15 protein-coding genes are annotated in these 16,689 nt (G+C 72.4%); 7 read left to right on the forward strand and 8 right to left on the reverse strand.

The genetic code is table 11. The features are described from left to right. Positions 1-3: 3 nt before the first annotated feature. From BMZ50_RS14055 to BMZ50_RS14065, 3 genes are read right to left on the reverse strand one after another with little or no spacing between them, the layout of a single operon-like run. Positions 4-222, reverse strand: a complete 219-nt coding sequence (locus BMZ50_RS14055) for an exodeoxyribonuclease VII small subunit (protein ID WP_091325643.1) — start codon at positions 220-222, stop codon at positions 4-6. Continuing rightward, positions 219-1,439, reverse strand: a complete 1,221-nt coding sequence (xseA, locus tag BMZ50_RS14060) for an exodeoxyribonuclease VII large subunit (protein ID WP_091325645.1) — start codon at positions 1,437-1,439, stop codon at positions 219-221. Before xseA ends, BMZ50_RS14055 begins: the two co-directional genes overlap by 4 nt. A 56-nt stretch (positions 1,440-1,495) precedes the next feature. After that, entirely contained in the window at positions 1,496-2,353 is an 858-nt protein-coding gene (locus BMZ50_RS14065; RefSeq protein WP_091325647.1) for a lipid droplet-associated protein, read from the reverse strand. Between the two features lie 143 nt (positions 2,354-2,496). On the opposite strand from BMZ50_RS14065, the gene BMZ50_RS14070 reads away from it, so the two are divergent. After that, complete coding sequence (locus BMZ50_RS14070; protein ID WP_091325651.1) at positions 2,497-3,468, forward strand: 4-hydroxy-3-methylbut-2-enyl diphosphate reductase; 972 nt, start codon at positions 2,497-2,499, stop codon at positions 3,466-3,468. 31 nt (positions 3,469-3,499) lie between these two features. On the opposite strand, the gene BMZ50_RS14075 is transcribed toward BMZ50_RS14070, so the two are convergent. The 5 genes from BMZ50_RS14075 to BMZ50_RS14095 form a co-directional block, all read right to left on the reverse strand. Further along, positions 3,500-4,186: a DUF6542 domain-containing protein gene (locus tag BMZ50_RS14075; RefSeq protein ID WP_091325654.1), complete on the reverse strand. Its 687-nt coding sequence runs from the start codon at positions 4,184-4,186 to the stop codon at positions 3,500-3,502. 195 nt (positions 4,187-4,381) lie between these two features. After that, positions 4,382-5,461, reverse strand: coding sequence for a DNA recombination protein RmuC (locus BMZ50_RS14080; protein ID WP_091325657.1), 1,080 nt, complete (start codon positions 5,459-5,461; stop codon positions 4,382-4,384). A 50-nt stretch (positions 5,462-5,511) separates the two neighbouring features. Beyond that, positions 5,512-6,060 (reverse strand): methylated-DNA--[protein]-cysteine S-methyltransferase, encoded by a 549-nt coding sequence (locus tag BMZ50_RS14085; protein ID WP_091325659.1) that lies wholly within the window; start codon positions 6,058-6,060, stop codon positions 5,512-5,514. Then, positions 6,057-7,547: an AlkA N-terminal domain-containing protein gene (locus tag BMZ50_RS14090; protein WP_091325943.1), complete on the reverse strand. Its 1,491-nt coding sequence runs from the start codon at positions 7,545-7,547 to the stop codon at positions 6,057-6,059. The genes BMZ50_RS14085 and BMZ50_RS14090 overlap by 4 nt, the downstream gene beginning before the upstream one ends. Before the next feature lie 66 nt (positions 7,548-7,613). Beyond that, positions 7,614-8,393, reverse strand: coding sequence for a TetR/AcrR family transcriptional regulator (locus BMZ50_RS14095; protein WP_091325661.1), 780 nt, complete (start codon positions 8,391-8,393; stop codon positions 7,614-7,616). A gap of 254 nt (positions 8,394-8,647) precedes the next feature. Between BMZ50_RS14095 and ychF the strand changes: the two genes are divergently transcribed. The 6 genes from ychF (at position 8,648) to BMZ50_RS14125 (ending at position 16,646) form a co-directional block, all read left to right on the forward strand. Next, positions 8,648-9,721 carry a redox-regulated ATPase YchF gene (gene ychF, locus BMZ50_RS14100; RefSeq protein WP_091325662.1) on the forward strand — a complete coding sequence of 358 codons (1,074 nt, stop codon included), beginning with the start codon at positions 8,648-8,650 and terminating at the stop codon, positions 9,719-9,721. A gap of 717 nt (positions 9,722-10,438) precedes the next feature. After that, positions 10,439-10,987: a MarR family winged helix-turn-helix transcriptional regulator gene (locus tag BMZ50_RS14105; protein ID WP_091325664.1), complete on the forward strand. Its 549-nt coding sequence runs from the start codon at positions 10,439-10,441 to the stop codon at positions 10,985-10,987. A 96-nt stretch (positions 10,988-11,083) separates the two neighbouring features. Beyond that, the gene (locus BMZ50_RS14110; protein ID WP_091325666.1) at positions 11,084-12,547 is read left to right on the forward strand and encodes a 4-hydroxyphenylacetate 3-hydroxylase family protein; all 1,464 of its coding nucleotides are present in this window, start codon (positions 11,084-11,086) and stop codon (positions 12,545-12,547) included. Between the two features lie 251 nt (positions 12,548-12,798). Then, positions 12,799-13,929 (forward strand): TMAO reductase system periplasmic protein TorT, encoded by a 1,131-nt coding sequence (gene torT, locus BMZ50_RS14115; protein WP_177212783.1) that lies wholly within the window; start codon positions 12,799-12,801, stop codon positions 13,927-13,929. A 27-nt stretch (positions 13,930-13,956) separates the two neighbouring features. Next, entirely contained in the window at positions 13,957-15,501 is a 1,545-nt protein-coding gene (locus tag BMZ50_RS14120; RefSeq protein WP_091325671.1) for a sugar ABC transporter ATP-binding protein, read from the forward strand. After that, positions 15,501-16,646: an ABC transporter permease gene (locus tag BMZ50_RS14125; RefSeq protein WP_091325674.1), complete on the forward strand. Its 1,146-nt coding sequence runs from the start codon at positions 15,501-15,503 to the stop codon at positions 16,644-16,646. Before BMZ50_RS14120 ends, BMZ50_RS14125 begins: the two co-directional genes overlap by 1 nt. Positions 16,647-16,689 lie beyond the last annotated feature (43 nt).

Raw genomic sequence — 16,689 nt, forward strand, 5'->3', positions numbered from 1 at the left:
GGGTCAGGCCCGGCCCTGCTCGGGGTCCGGCGCGGCGGCGGACAGCCGCTCGCGGGCGCGGTCGAGCCAGTGCTGGCACAGCCCGGCCAGCTGCTCACCGCGCTCCCACAGGGTCAGCGACTCCTCGAGGGTGAGGCCGCCGGCCTCCAGCCGGCGCACGACCTCGGCGAGCTCCTCGCGGGCCTGCTCGTAGGTCGTCGTCGGCTCGGTCGGCTCGCTCATGAGGCCCCATCCTGCCGGTCGACGCGCACGGGCAGCCGCCCGCCCGCGACCCGCACCGTCAGCCGCTCGTCGTCGCCCACCGCGGCCGGGTCGCGGACCAGGGCGCCGTCGGCCCGCTGGACCACCGCGTAGCCGCGCTCCAGCGTGGCGGCGGGGGAGAGGGCGGCGACCCGGGCGCGGGCGTGTTCGAGGTCGCGCTCGGCGCTCTCCAGCCGGTGGGTGAGGGTGCGGCGGGCGCGGGTGCGCAGCGCCAGCACGTCGTCCGCGCGCCCCTCCAGCAGCCGCTGGGGGGCCGCGAGCGCGGGCCGGGTGCGCACGCTGTCCAGCCACCGCTCCTGCTGCTCGAGCCGGGCGGCCAGCAGGTGCCGGGCACGGGCGCGCAGCCCGTCGACCAGCCGCCGCTGCTCGCCGATCTCGGGGACCACGCGGTGCGCGGCGTCGGTGGGGGTGGCCGCGCGGACGTCGGCGACGTGGTCGACCAGCGTCGTGTCGGTCTCGTGGCCGACGGCGGTGACCACCGGCGTGCGGCAGGCGGCGATGGCCCGGACCAGGCCCTCGTCGGAGAAGGGCAGCAGGTCTTCCACCGAGCCGCCGCCGCGGGCGATGATGATCACCTCGACCTCGGGGTCGGCGTCGAGCCGGCGCAGCCCGTCGATGACCGAGGCGGCGGCCGAGGGGCCCTGCACCAGGCTGTGGTGGACGGCGAACCGGATCGCGGGCCATCGGCGGCGGGCGGTGACCAGCACGTCCCGCTCGGCGGCGCTGTCCTTGCCGGTGACGACGCCGACGAGGGCGGGGGCGAACGGCAGCGGCCGCTTGCGGGCGGCGTCGAAGAGGCCCTCGGCGGCGAGCAGCCGGCGGATCCGCTCGATCCGGGCCAGCAGCTCGCCCAGCCCGACGGCCCGGATCTCGGTGGCCCGCAGCGAGAAGGAGCCGCGGGCGATGTAGTAGTCCGGCCGGGCCCGGACGATGACGCGGGCCCCCTCGGTCAGTTCCAGGCCGGGCCGGTCGGCGACGTCCCGCGAGCAGGTGACCGGTACGGACAGGTCGGCGGCCGGGTCGCGCAGGGTGAGGAAGACGGTGGCGGCGCCGCGGCGGGAGAGCTGGGCGATCTGCCCCTCCACCCACACCTCACCGAGCCGGCCGATCCACTCGGCGACCTTGCGGGCCACCGTGCGGACCGGCCAGGGCGCTTCCGGGGAGGAGGGGGCGGTCATGCCCTCCAGCCTGCCGGACGGGACCGACAGGCCGGCGGCCCGGAGGGGGTCCTCGGTCAGATGCCGCGCGGCTTCAGGGGGTTGTCCGGGCTCTCGACCGCCTGCTGCTCCAGCTTCTCCAGCCGGTTGCGCAGCATCCGGACGTAGGGCTCGCGGGCCCTCGTCGCCTGCTCGTAGGCCAGCAGGTCCTGCACCGTGGCGAGCTGGTAGCCGCGCAGCCGGCCGCGGAGCTGAGCGATCGTGAGGTCGTCGTAGCCCTCGACGGGTGCGCCGCCGGCGGCGGGCTCCGCCGCCTCGGGCGCCTCCGCCGCCTCGGGTGCCTCGGGGGCGGCCAGGCCCTCGTCGGTGACCGTGCCCTCCACGGTGGCGACCTCGCCGTCGCGGGTGAGGACGTCGACCTCGCCGGCGCCGTCCTCCGCGCGGGTGCTAGCGGGCGCGCCGTCGGCCTCCAGCAGGGCGCTGGCGAGCGCGTCCTCGGCGGTGAGCCCCGGTTCGGGGACGCGCACCTCCTCGACGACCCCCTCGGGCGCCGGCTCGGGGGCCCGGCCGGGGAGCTCTTCCTCGAGGACGCCGGAGGTCGCGGGCTCCTCCTCGCCGTAGTGGCCGAGGTCGACCTCGGGGGTGCGGTCGAAGGCCGATGTGCGGGCGGCGTTGGCCGGAGGCTCGTCGGGGAGCTCCTCGTCGAACGTGGCCAGGCCCGGTTCGTGCTCGCCGCGGACGCCGGTGAACAGCTCGTCGCCGCGGGCCACCAGGCCGGCGTACTGCTGCTGCAGCTTCATCGTGATCTGCATGGCCAGCCCCACCACGCGGACCGGGAGGGCGGGCAGCACCTCGGGGAGCCGGCGGGTCTCGTCGACGACGGTGGCGGCCAGGCCGGCGACGGCACGGACGGCCTGCGGGATCTCACGCGACATGTGCCCAGCCTGCCGCAGCCCGGGACAGAAGGCAGCCTCACCCCGGCCGGCGCCCCCGGTCGGGCGCAGCGGCGGGGGCGTGTCTCCCGGCTGCCCCCTGCGCGGCCCCGGGGCGGGCGTGGCCGCGCACCTACGATGGGGTCATGGCCGATCAGCGCGGACGCGTCCTGCTCGCCGATCCCCGGGGCTACTGCGCCGGCGTGGACCGGGCGGTGGTGGCGGTCGAGCGGGCGCTGGAGATCCACGGCGCCCCGGTCTACGTCCGCAAGCAGATCGTCCACAACAAGCACGTGGTGGCGACGCTCGAGCGCCGCGGGGCGATCTTCGTCGACGAGACCGACGAGGTGCCCGAGGGCTCGGTCGTCGTCTTCAGCGCCCACGGCGTCTCACCGGCCGTGCACGAGGAGGCCACGGCCCGCCGGCTGCGGACGATCGACGCGACCTGCCCGCTGGTGAGCAAGGTGCACCAGGAGGCCAAGCGGTTCGCCAAGGAGGACTACGACATCCTCCTGATCGGCCACCGCGGCCACGAGGAGGTCGAGGGAACCTCGGGTGAGGCACCGGCGCACATCCAGCTCGTGGACGGCGCCGAGGACGTGGCCACCGTGCAGGTGCGCGACCCGGAGAAGGTCGTGTGGCTGTCCCAGACCACGCTGTCGGTCGACGAGACCCTCGCGACCGTCGACCGGCTGCGGGAGCGGTTCCCCGCGCTGCAGTCCCCGCCGAGCGACGACATCTGCTACGCCACGCAGAACCGGCAGCAGGCGGTCAAGCAGATGGCGGGGGAGTGCGACCTGGTGATCGTCGTCGGGTCCACCAACTCGTCGAACTCCGTGCGGCTGGTGGAGGTGGCGCTGGAGGCCGGCGCCCGCAGCGCGCACCTGGTCGACTTCGCCTCCGAGATCGACCCGGCCTGGCTCGAGGGCGTCGGCACGGTGGGCGTCACCAGCGGGGCGTCGGTGCCGGAGGTGCTGGTGAGCGAGGTGCTCGATTGGCTGGCCGGGCGCGGTTACCCGGACGTCGAGACGGTGAAGGCGGCCGAGGAGCGGTTGGTGTTCGCGCTGCCGCACGAGCTGCGCCCGCGGCGCGGCGAGCAGCCGGCCGACCCGGCCTGACCCGGCCGGCGCCTCCCCGGGGGCCGGGGGCTCAGCGCCGGGCGGCCCAGCGGATCAGGGAGAGCACCAGCCCGACGCCGGTGGCCACGGCCATCGTCGGGAAGCCCTGGATGAGCAGGGTCGCGACGGTCGGCAGGCTGAACGAGGCCGACGGCGCCAGCGCGATGTTCACCATCGCCACGGCGATGAAGATCAGCGGCGGGGCGACGACCATCGTCATCAGGTCGCTGCGGCGGACCCTCAGCGTGCCGATCGCCGTGGCCGCGGTGAGCGTGACCAGGGTGATCAGCCCGAGGCCGATACCGAGGAACGAGTCGGCGGCGGCGCCGGCGAGCGTGACCAGGAAGACGGCGAGGACGGCGACGATGCCGCGCAGCCGCCCGCCACGCTCGCCGGTCGGCGGCGTGCTCCGGGACGTCGCGCCGCGGGAGGACACCGGACGGCTGCGCCCCGCGGACCGGCCGGGTGTGCCGGCCCGGTCCTGTGCGGCGGGGCGCCGGGGGGCGGCGTCGTCGCGCCCTCCGCGGGCCAGGGGCTCGGGCAGCGGCGGCAGGTCGGGGCGGGCCGGACGCCCCCGCGGGGGCACCGCCGGGCGGGACAGGCGCGCGATGGGTTCGGAGTCGCCGGCGACGGCGGGATGCGCCCCGCGGGACGCGGTGCGCCGCTCGGCGCGACTCCCGGACTCACGCCACGTGTCGGCCGTTCTCGCCGTGGCCATGGCACACCCCCGTCCCGTCCTGGTGAGCCCCGACCGGGCTCGCTGGGAGGCCCACGGTAGCGATGGAGTCTGGGAGCAGCACGGAGGGCGAGGGCGACGCGCGACACGTCAGCGTGTCGAATTGGCCACTGTGCGTGACGGCCGTGGTGGCCGGGACGGGACGGTACGCGCGCGACGCGCGGGACGCCGGGCCGGTCAGCCGGTGGTGCCGTCGCGGGTCTCCTCGCGGCCGTCGTCGGTGACCGGCGTCTCCGCGGGGCGCAGCGTCCGGATCGTGGCCTCCAGCGGCTGGGGACTCGGCACGGGCGCCTCGGCCACGCCGAGGTCGTCGAAGCGGCGCGAGGCGACCAGCACCGACCCCTCGTAGGAGCCCACCGTCTCGTTGTAGCGGGTCATCGCCGCGCCGAGCGCCGAACCCAGCCGGGTCAGGTGGCCCGACAGCGTGGTGAGCCGGGCGTGCAGCCGGCGGCCCACCTCGAGCACCTGGTCGGCGTCGCGGGCCAGGCGCTCCTGCCGCCAGGAGTAGGCCACCGTGCGCAGCAGGGCGAGCAGCGTGCTGGGCGTGGCCAGCACCACATCGCGGGCGAAGCCGTACTCGAGCAGCCCCGGCTCGGCCTCCAGCGCGGTGGTGAGAAAGCCGTCGGAGGGCACGAAGAGCACGGTGAACGGCGCCGCCGGGCGGAACGCCGTCGGGTACCGGCGGGCGGAGAGCGTGTCGACGTGCGCGCGCAACTGGCGGGCGTGCGCGGCCACCCGCTCGGCGCGCACCGCGACCTCCTCGGCCTGCACGGCCTCGATGTAGCCGGTGAAGGGCACCTTGGCGTCGACCACCACCTGGCGGCCGTCGGCCAGGGTGACGACCAGGTCGGGGCGGACGCCGGCGCCGGCGTCGTTGGTGGCGCTGGGCTGCTCGACGAAGTCGCAGTGCTCCAGCAGGCCGGCCACCTCCACCACCCGGCGCAGCTGCACCTCGCCCCAGCGGCCGCGGACGTGCGGCGTGCGCAGCGCGGTCACCAGCGCCGCAGTCTCCTGGCGCAGCAGCGTCGAGGTCTGGCCGACGGTGCCCATCTGCTCCCGCAGCTCGCCGTGCGCCGTGGCGCGGGCCCGCTCCATGCCGGCCAGCAGCCGGTGCAGGTGGTCCAGCGACTCGTGCACCGGCTCCAGCCCCTCGTTCGCGGGACGCCGCCGGGAGAGCAGCGCGACGACGCCGAGAGTGGCCGCGGTGGCCAGCAGCGCGCCGAGGAGCAGACCGGTGAGCAGGGAAGCGGCGTCCATGGTCTGCGAGGTTGCCGGACGGGTCCGACAGTTCGGTGGAGGCGCGGGGATCAGACGACCAGGGTGAGCTGCGGGCGGCGGACCGCGGCCGCCTCGTGGTCGAGCAGCCAGCGCTTGACCGGCGTCCCCCAGCGGAAACCGCCCAGGCCGCCGTCGGACCCCAGGACCCGGTGACAGGGCACGAACAGCGCGGCCGCGTTGCGGGCGCAGGCGTTGGCCGCCGCGCGCACCGCGCTGGGCCGCCCGCACCGGGCCGCGAACCCGGCGTAGGTGTCCGGCTCGCCCGGGGGCACGGTGCGCAGCACCTCCCAGGCGTCCTCGAGGAACGGGCCGGAGCGCTGCCGCACCGGCACGTCGTCGATCGCGGTGAGCTCGCCGGCGACGAAGGCGTCCACGGTGTCGAGCACGGGCAGCCGCTCGGCCCGCTCGACCCAGGTCGGCCGCAGCGCGCGGTGCACCACGGGGAGGAGCGCGGCGACGTCGTCGGTCCAGCCGGCGGCGAGGACGACGTCCCGGCCGTCGGCGCCGGGGGTCACGACCACGGTGAACGGCCCGGGTGGGGTGGCGACGGTGGCGAACCGGGCGGGGGGAGGAGTCATGAGGCGCTCCGTTCGGGGAGGGGCGGGAGGCGACGGGTGAACAGGGTGGGCACGGCGAGCGCCCACAGGTGCATGACGGCGTAGGACCGCCACGGCCGCCAGCGGGTGCTCGCGTCGGCGTCGGAACTCCCCAGCGCGGCCAGGGAGCGCCGCAGCGCGAGGTCGCCGGGCAGCCATACATCAGGGTCGGCCAAACCGCGCAGCGCCACCAGGGCCTTCGTCCACGGTCCGATGCCGGGGACGGCGAGCAGTTCCCGGGCGGCCTGCTCGCGGTCGGCGCCGGCGTCCAGGCAGACAGACCCGTCGGCGAGGGCGGCGGCCAGCGCGTGCACCGTGCGGCGGCGGCCGCCGGTCAGCCCGACCGCCGTCAGGTCGGCCTCGGCGAGCGCGGCTGGGCGGGGGAAGGCGTGGGTGAGCGTGCCGACCGGTTCGGCCAGCGGGGTGCCGGCGGTCAGCAGCCGGGCGGTCAGCGTGCGGGCGCCGGCGACCGACACCTGCTGGCCGAGGACCGCCCGCACCGCCAGCTCGGCGGCGTCGGGGGAGGCGGGGACGCGGCGCCCGGGCGCGCCGGCCACCAGCGCGGCCAGGGTGGGGTCGGCGCCGAGGGTGTCGTCGACGGCCGCCGGGTCGGCGTCCAGGTCGAGCATCCGGCGGCACCGGCTCACCGCCACACCCAGGTCGCGCAGCTCGGCCGGCCGCAGCCGGGCGGTGACCGCCGCGGCGCCGTCCGGAGCGGGCGACAGCTGCACCACCGCCGGGCCGTGCGGTAGGTCCAGGACGCGGGAGAACGTCGTCCCGTCCCACTCCTCCAGGCCGGGGACGGCGTGCGCGCCGAGGAAGAGCAGCACCTCGGCGGCGTCGTACGGCGCCCGCGCGGCCAGCCGCAGGGTGAGCCAGCCGGGGGTGCCCCCGGTGGCGACGACCCGGGCGCGGCGCAGCTGCGTCGGGGTGGCGGCGAAGACCTCGCGCACCGTGTCGTTGAACTGGCGGATGCTGGCGAAGCCGGCGGCGAAGGCGACGTCGGCCATCGGCAGGTCGGTGGTCTCGATCAGCAGCCGCGCGGTCTGCGCGCGCTGAGCGCGGGCGAGCGCCAGGGGGCCGACGCCGAGCTCGCCCACGAGCAGCCGGTGCAGCTGGCGCTCGGAGTAGCCGAGCCGGGCGGCGAGCCCGGGGACGCCGCAGCGCTCCACCTCGCCGTCGGCGATCAGCCGCATCGCCCGGGCCACGACGTCGGCCCGGACGTCCCACTCCGGTGAGCCGGGGACCGCGTCGGGGCGGCAGCGGCGGCAGGCGCGGTAGCCGGCGCCCTGGGCGGCGGCCGCGGTGGAGAAGAAGGTGACGTTGCGGGCCAGCGGGGTGCGGGCCGGGCAGGACGGGCGGCAGTAGATGCCGGTCGTGGCGACGGCGGTGAAGAACCAGCCGTCGAACCGGGCGTCGCGGCTGGCGACCGCGCGGTAGCAGCGCTCGGGGTCCAGCGGCGGTGTCATGGGGACGAGCATGGCACCGCAGGGGCGAGGGGACTGGCGGGATTCGGACGCCGCCGTGAACACCTCTCAGCTGCGGGCGGGGTCGGCGACCAGCGCCGCGACGCCGTCCAGCAACCGCTCCAGGCCGAACGCGAACGAGCGCTCGGGGGCGAAGGCCGCCTGCAGTTCCTCCCCGGCCACCGGGCCGACCCGGGCGGCGGTGGGGAAACGCTCGGCGTCGAAGACCTGCGCGAGGTAGGGCTCGGTGGCCGCCCACCACTGGTCCTCGCCGAGGCCGGTGACCCGCTCGGCATCGGCCCGCTCCTGCACTCCGCCGACGGTGCCGCGCACGAACCCGGTGACCAGGGTGACCAGCAGGTCCATCTGCACCTCGGACAGGCCCAGGCCGTCGACCGCGCGCAGCTCGAGCTCGTACTTGCGCATCAGGTGGGGGCCCAGGGGCGGGCGGCCGGTGGCGAGGTGCAGCGCCCACGGGTGGCGGAGGAAGAGGTCCCAGTTGGCGCGGGCGACCGTGGTGAGCCGGTCGCGCCAGCTGCCGGAGGTCACCGCCTCCTCGGCGGGGTAGAGCTCGCCGAGGACCGAGTCGAGCATGAGGTCGACCAGCTCGCCCTTGCCGGGGACGTGGGTGTAGAGAGTCATCGCCCCGACGCCGAGCTCGGCGGCCACCCGGCGCATGGACAACGCCGACAGCCCCTCGGCGTCGGCCAGGCGCACCGCCGCGGCCACGATCCGGTCGACGTCCAGCCCGGCCCGGGGGCCCGGGCGGGACACCGGCTCGCCGGGGGTGCGCCACAGCAGCGCCATGCTGCGGGCCGGGTCGCCGGTGCCCGTGAACTCCGTCGCCATGCCCTCAGCCTCTCGCACACGATCTCCGTACCGTGTACCGGAATGCTCTCGGGCGGGGAGCGGCAGCGGCTCGAGCCCCGCGGTCGAGATGACCGGCGACAACTCGGTGCACGTGTTCCACGAACCGAGGACCGGCCTGACGTGGCCCCGCGCTTCCGGAGCGTTCCTCGTGCTGACGCAGCCCTGCAGAACTCCGAGAGGGCGAACAATGCTCGGAGGGGGGCGGGACTCCGGGGGCCGTACTCTGGACTTCCGTGAGTCTCACCATCGGCATCGTCGGGCTTCCGAACGTCGGCAAGTCGACGCTGTTCAACGCGTTGACGAAGAACGACGTCCTGGCCGCGAACTACCCGTTCGCCACCATCGAGCCCAACGTCGGCGTGGTCGGCGTCCCGGACTCCCGCCTGCAGCGGCTGGCGGAGATCTTCGGCAGCCAGAAGATCATCCCCGCGACGGTGTCGTTCGTGGACATCGCCGGCATCGTGCGCGGCGCCTCGGAAGGCGCCGGACTCGGCAACAAGTTCCTGGCCAACATCCGCGAGAGCGACGCGATCTGCCAGGTCATCCGGGTGTTCACCGACCCTGACGTGGTGCATGTCGAGGGCAAGATCAGCCCGGCCGACGACATCGAGACGATCAACACCGAGCTGGTCCTGGCCGACATGCAGACGCTGGAGAAGGCGATCCCGCGGCTGGAGAAGGAGGCCCGGAAGGACAAGGAGCGGGCCGCGCTGCTGTCCGCGGCGCAGGACGCGCAGCAGGTGCTGAACGAGGGGCGGACCCTGTTCGCCGCCGGGGTCGACCCCGAGCCGCTGCGCGAGCTGAGCCTGCTGACCACCAAGCCGTTCCTCTACGTCTTCAACGTCGACGAGGAGGAGCTGGCCAACGAGTCGCTCATCGCGGAGCTGCGCGCGCTCGTCGCGCCGGCCGAGGCGATCCTGATGGACGCCAAGATCGAGGCCGAGCTCGCCGAGCTGCCCGAGGAGGAGGCCGCCGAGCTGCTCGCCGGCATCGGCCAGGAGGAGCCCGGCCTGGACCAGCTGGCCCGCGTGGGCTTCGCCACCCTCGGCCTGCAGACCTACCTGACCGCCGGGCCGAAGGAGGCCCGCGCCTGGACGATCCCGGTCGGCGCCACCGCCCCGCAGGCCGCCGGGGTCATCCACACCGACTTCCAGCGCGGCTTCATCAAGGCCGAGATCGTCTCCTTCGACCAGCTGGTCGAGGCCGGGTCGATGAGCGAGGCCAAGGCGAAGGGCTGGGTCCGCATGGAGGGCAAGGACTACGTCATGCAGGACGGCGACGTCGTGGAGTTCCGCTTCAACGTGTGACTCGGCGCATCCGCGCTGGTCAGCGCAGTGCTCGGCCTTCCGACCCTGCGCGGTCGGAAACGTTCCTCCGGTAGTTGCTGCGCTGCCCTCCTCATCCGGTCCTCGGCGGTGGGCCAGAGGTGGCTGTCAGTGGTCTGCTGTGCGAGCCGGCCTCGAGAGGGGAGGTCGCGCAGGTCATCGTCGCCGAGTGGGACGGCAGGAGAGCGTTGCCTGCGTTCCAGTTGCCGAGCCGGGCGGCGCCTCGTGGGCACGTGCGGCTCGAGAGGCCGCGGGGCGGTGCGCGTGACGGAGCCGGCCTCCGAGTGCGGGCTCGGAGCTATCGGCGGCGCGAGGTGTGGATCGAGCGGGCGTGGTTCCTGTCCGGCGCGCCCTGGTCGCCCTGCAGCCGGAGGCGATCGTCGGCGATCGGGTGGCCCTGGCGGAGCGGAGTGCCCCAGCTCTGCAGGGCGAGGGGGCGTGGTAGTCGTCAACTGGGGCTCGACCCCTCGCCGCCGGGCGGTCCGGTGGCGGACCTGATCGCGGGTGTCCGGAGAAGCCGCGCCGATGAGCGTTCGACGCGGACGTCCTTTCGTGATGTCGCGCTGAGTGGAGGCGATACGGGGCGGGGGCCGGCGGGGCGCCGTGCAGCCCAACAGCGCCCGCGACCCGGCTGATGAGACCCTTGACACACTCAAACCTACACAGCTAACTTACCTAGCAATCCGCGGAAGGTAACTCTTGAAGACAGTCACCACCACCCGGCCAGAGCTGCTCGACAACGGCGTCGATGACCAGCGGTTCCGGGCTCTGATCTACGACCTGCTGGCGTTCAGCAGCCGACTGGAGGAGGTTCGAAATGGGCTAGGCGCGCTCCTCGGCGTCACGGGGCCGCAGTATTCGACCCTCATCGCCATCAGACTGCTGTCGGGAGAACGCGCCATCGGCATCACTGACGTTGCCGACTTCCTGCATGTCAGCGGCGCTTTCGTTACATCGGAAGTCAACAAGCTGGTCAAGCTCGCCCTGGTCGAGAAGGTCCGGGACCAGCAGGACCGCAGGCGGGTCTCGCTGTCCGTCACCGCAGAGGCAGAAGCCCGACTGGACGAGCTGAGCACCTTTCAGCGCCCGGTGAACGACCGCTTGTTCGCAAACATCACCAGGGAGGAATTCCTGGTCTTGTCCAAAGTGCTGAAGCAGCTGGTCAGCCAGGGCGACGAGGCCGAGCTCTACATGGAATACCTCCTCAAGAAACACCAACCAAGGCTGGCCGATGATGAGGCCGGCTGAGATCTGCGGCCGACGACGACGACGGCGCCATCCCATTCCTCCGGGCCGGGTGGTCCGTCGTCTCTGACGGCGGCCCTCAGCGATTGGACTGAAGGAATGACCAAGACCGGAGCTGACCACCTGAACTCCCTCCGCGACGGCCGGGAGGTCTACGTCGATGGAAAGGTGGTCGAGGACGTCACAGAGCATCCGGCATTCCGGCAATCGGTCGGGGTGGCCGCGTCGCTCTACGACCTGCACACCGATCCGGTTCTCGGTCCCCAGCTCACGTTCGAGAGCCCGAAGACGGGCGAGCGGGTCAACCGCTCGTGGGAGCTGCCGACGAGCTACGAGCAGCTCGTCGGTCGCCGGCAGGCCCTCATGAAGTGGCAGGAGCCGCACCTCGGCTTCTTCGGTCGCTCCCCGGACCACGTGGCGTCCTGCATCGCCGCCATGTACATGTCCGCCCACGTGTACGACGAGTACGACCCCGCGCGCGGCGCCGCCGTGCGCAACTACTACGAGCACTGCCGCGACAACGACCTCTACCTGACGTACACGATCATCAACCCGCAGGCGGACAAGTCGAAGTCCGTCAGCGAGCAGGCCGACCCCTACCTGACGCTCGGCGTCGTGGACGAGGACAGCGAAGGCATCACCGTGCGCGGCGCGAAGATGCTCGCCACCTCGGGTGTCATGGCCAACGAGGTGTTCGTCAGCGGGGTGCAGCCGCTGCAGCCGGGGGACGAGCGGTACGCCGTCTCCTTCGCGGTGCCCATGAACGCGAAGGGCCTGCGGATCCTGTCGCGCAAGTCCTACGAGGCCGCCGCGCTCTCCACCTTCGACAACCCGCTGTCCAGCCGGCTCGACGAGACCGACTCGGTCCTCTACTTCGACGACGTCAAGGTGCCCTGGGAGCGGGTCTTCGTCAACCAGGACATCGGCATGCTGCAGCGGCAGTTCCACGGCACGCCGGTGCACGTCTACCAGAACTACCAGTGCAACGTCCGGCTGCTGGTCAAGTTCCAGTTCCTCGCCGCCATCGCCCACCGGATCGCCGAGATCAACAGCACGCTCGGCTTCCCGCAGGTGCGCGAGCAGCTCGGGCAGCTCGCCGCGGAGGTGGGCTCGGTCGACGCGCTGCTGCACGCCATGGAGGTCAAGGGCTACAAGTACGGGGAGTACTTCATCCCGGACCCGGCGCTGCTCTACTCCTCGCAGGTGCTGACCCAGCAGCTGTATCCCAAGGTCATCCAGACGCTGCGCGAGCTCGCCGGCGGCGGCGTCATCATGCTGCCTTCCAGCGCCGACGACTACAGCAACCCGATGCTGGCCGACCTCATCTTCAAGACCCAGAAGTCCTCCGTCGCCACGCCCGAGGAGCGGGTCAAGCTCTTCAAGCTCGCCTGGGACGCCATCGGCAGCGAGTTCGCGTCGCGGCACCTTCAGTACGAGATCTTCTACAACGGTGCGACATTCGTCGTCCGCGGCAACGCCTACCGCACCTTCGACTGGGGGCGCGGGGCCGAGCTGCTCGACTCGTACATGAAGTCGTACGACCTTCCCGCGGCCGCTCGCTGAGCCGACCGGGGCCGAAACTCCAGGGACGGCCCCGGGTGATTCACGGAGTTCCGGCGCAATTCTGATCGGGCTTCCTGGTGACGCCGGCTTGTTCCGGGCGCCCGCCGCCCAGGCGTCACCCCCGATCTCGCCGCTCTTCTCGAGCGGCTTTCTCCACAGCATTATTTCGTCGGCCCCTCACGCCTGGATGTTCAGAAAGTCCGCACCGCTTTCCTGCATCGACAATCGAAGGGAGTCCCATCGCCATGCGCATGAAGAACTCGGTGAGAGCATTTCTCGCCGGTGCCGTCGTCGCCGTTCTGGCCGCTTGCGGAGCAGCGGGAGGAGCCGGCGAGGAGGCTGCGGCCGCCCCGGACGCCTCCGAGAACTGGACCATCGCTGCCGACTACACCCAGCCCGACGGCACGACCGAGGAGGCTGACTACGAGCCGATGTCGCCGGACGGCGTCGAGGGTGACTGGAAGGTCTGTGCCCTGCTGCCGCACGTGAAGGACGCGCTCTGGGTGTCGGCCAATTACGGCAACCTCATGGAGGCCCAGCGACTCGGCGTGCAGTACAACATGTTCGAGGCCGGCGGCTACGGGAACCTGTCGACCCAGATCTCCCAGATGGACGACTGCATCGTCCAGGGCTACGACGCCATCATCCTGGGTGCGATCAGCGCGGACGGGAACTGTTCGACGATCGAGCGGGCGATCGAGGCCGGCATCGTCGTGATCGACTTCATCAACGGCACCAACTGCTCCGACGCCGTGAAGTCGAGCGAACTGTTCGCCCAGGCCGTCGTCAGCTACTACGACACCGCGGCGCTCGCCGCTGAACACCTCGTCGAGACGTCCAACGGCGAACCGCGCAAGGTGGGCGTGTTCCCTGGTCCGGACGGTGCCACGTTCGCCAACGACGCCGCGCAGGGCTTCGCCGACGTCACGGAGGGCACCAGTGTCGAGACGACCGTCGTCCGGCGGGGCGACACCGGCCTCGACGTCCAGCTCTCGCTGATCCAGGACGCGCTGCAGGCCTACCCGGACATGACCGACGTCTTCGGCGTGGACATCGCCGCGGAGGCCGGCGTGGTCGCGCTGCGCAATGCCGGCAAGACCGGTGAGCTGGGCGTCTACGGCTACACGATCATCCCCGGCCTGTACGAGGCGATCCAGAACGGCGACGCCGCGGGTGCGGTGGCCGACCACACGCCGTTCCAGGGGCGCATCGCGATGGACATGGCGGTGCGGCTGCTCGAGGGCGAGGAGCTGCGGGCCACGCGAGTCGGCCCGGTCCCGGTGATGGTGAGTGACGAGAACGTCGACGAGGTCGATTACGTCGAGCTGTTCGGTCCGCGGGACTTCAAGCCGGTCTACGAGTGGGCCCCTTCGGGCAGCTGACCGACTGATCTCGCCGAGGAGAATCCGATGACTGCGACAGTGCCCACGGTGTCTCTCCAGGAGATTTCCAAGCGGTTCGGTCCCACCCTCGCTCTCGATGCTGTGTCCCTGGACCTCCTACCCGGGGAAGTGCATGTTCTGCTCGGCGAGAACGGAGCCGGCAAGTCCACTCTGGTGAAGACGCTGCTCGGGACGTATCACCCGGACAGCGGGCAGATCCTCATCAGAGGGCGGGAGGTGGCGCACCACAACCCGGGCGTGGCCCGGGACGAGGGGATCAACGTGGTGCTCCAGGATTTCAGCCTGGCTCCCACCCTGAGCGTGCTCGACAACCTGTTCCTCGGTCGCCAGCCGCTGCGGCGGCGGCTGATCGACACCGCAGCGATGCGGGAGGCCGCGGAGCGTACTCGCGAGCTCGTCGGGGGAACCTTCTCGCTCAACGCCGAGGTGGGTGCGCTGCCGCGGTCGGAGCAGCAGCTCGTCGAGATCATGAAGGCCGTCATGGGCAAGCCCGGGGCCCTCATCCTCGACGAACCGACCGCGGCGCTGAGTGAGAAGGAGGCCGAACGGCTGTTCGGCATCGTGGACCGCCTCGTCCACCAGGGGTGGGCGATCCTGTACATCACCCATCGCATGGCCGAGATCCGGCGGCTCGGAACGCGGGTCACGGTGATGCGGGACGGCCGACGGACCGGAACCCACCTGGTCAGCGCGGTGACCGACGACGAGCTCGTGCGCGAGATGATCGGTCGGGACATCACGGCGGTCTACCCGCACAAGGCCGACCCCCGGCACCTGGGCCCGACGGTGCTCCGCTTGACCGATGTCAGCAGCGCCAACGGCAAGGTCCGTGACGTCTCGCTGCACGTCCGGAGCGGGGAGATCGTCGGGATCGCCGGCCTGGTCGGGGCCGGGAAGGGGGACGTGGCCCGGGTGCTGTCCGGGCTGGAGCACACGACCTCGGGAGAGGTCGAGGTGCTCGAGTACCGGACCTCCCGGCCCCAGATCAGGAAGATGTTGGCCGCGGGCGTCGGCTTCATGCCCGAGGACCGCAAGCGGGAGTCCCTGGCTCTCCAGCTGACCACGGCGGACAACATCAATCTCGAGGCCTCGTCATCCAAGGCCCATGGTCGGTTCGGGTTCCTGCACCGGGGGCAGCTGCGTGAGGCGGCGATCAGCATGATCCGACGCCTCGACGTCCGGCCCGCGGATCCCCAGCAGGAGGTCGGCCTGCTCTCGGGCGGCAATCAGCAGAAGGTCGTGCTCGGGCGGGCGCTCACCCGGCCACGGAAAGTGTTCGTCGTCGCTGAGCCGACCGCGGGTGTCGACGTGGGATCGCGCCAGCAGATCTACGAGGAGCTCAGGAGGCTCTGCGACGACGGCGTTGGTGTCCTCGTCGTGTCCAGCGACCTGGAGGAGATCGTCGGGCTCTCCGACCGGGTCTACGTCATGCATTCCGGTGCCGTCTGCGCCGAACTCGTAGGTGACGAGATCAGCGACGAGGCAGTGATCGCGGCCGCCTTCGGCCACGGCGCGGACGAGCCGACAGCGCGAGTTCAGGAGGCCGTGTGATGACCCAGCTACAAGAGCCGGTGCAGCAGGACGCCGTTCCGGCACCCGAGACGACGGCCGGCCGAGGCCGCCGCTACTGGTTCCTCAAGGCATTCGCCACCGCGGGCCCGCTGCCGTTCCTGCTCCTGCTGCTCGTCGTCGGCGTCACGCTGGTCAACCCGGTATTCCTGAGCAGCAGCAACCTCAGCTCGGTGGCCACCCAGTCGGTCTACCTGCTGCTCGTCTCCCTGGCTCAGATGCTGATCCTGGTCACGGGCGGCTTCGACCTCTCCGTCGGCGCGAACGTCGCCTTGACCAGCGTCACCTCCGCGCTGGTCATGCAGTCGGTGTACGGGGGAGTGGACGAGTACTCCGGCATCGCCCTGATCTGGGGTCTGGTCGTGGCGCTGCTGGTCGGCCTCGTCGTCGGACTGGTCAACGGGATCGGCGTCGCCGTCCTCAAGGTGAACGCCTTCATCGTCACGCTCGCCAGCATGGGCATCTTCACCGGCGTGACGATGTTGGTGAGCGGCGGTTCGGAGGTCAGTGGCCTGCCGCGGGTGTTCACCCACGAGGTCGGTTCCGGGCGGGTGTTCGGCGTCGTCCCCGTCCCGCTGCTCATGATCCTGCCGGTCATCTTCCTGCTCTACGTGCTGCTCCGTCGCATGAAGTACGGGAAGTCGCTGTTCGCCATCGGTAGCAACGAGCTCGCCGCCCGGGTGGCGGGGACGCGTGTCGGGACGAACCTGGTCATGGCCTACGTCCTCGGCGGGGTCGTGACCGCGTATGCCGGCTGGCTGCTGACCGCTCGCGTCTCCTCGGGGCAGCCGCAGCTCGGGGCCGAGCTGGCGATGCAGTCGATCACCGCCGCCATCATCGGGGGCGCCTCCCTGCTCGGCGGTCGCGGCAGCGTCGGCGGCACGGTGCTGGGCGTGCTCTTCATCGTCGGTCTCACGAACGGCATGAACCTGATGCGCATGGATTCCAATCAGCAGAACATCGCCCTCGGGCTCGCGCTGGTCCTCTCCGTGCTGGTCAGCCGCGCCCGTGACCGTGCCCGCCGCGAGGTGGCAGTCATGGAGCTCGACCAGGGTGCGACACCGCCGGCGGCGGGGCCGGTTGGCAGCCTGCCCGAGCAGCGGAATCCCCTGGCGCCCCCGAGCTGACCGTCGACGGGAGCCGCCGCAGCACGTGGCGGTTCCCGCCCGG

The organism is Geodermatophilus ruber, assembly GCF_900114385.1.
GTDB lineage: Bacteria > Actinomycetota > Actinomycetes > Mycobacteriales > Geodermatophilaceae > Geodermatophilus > Geodermatophilus ruber.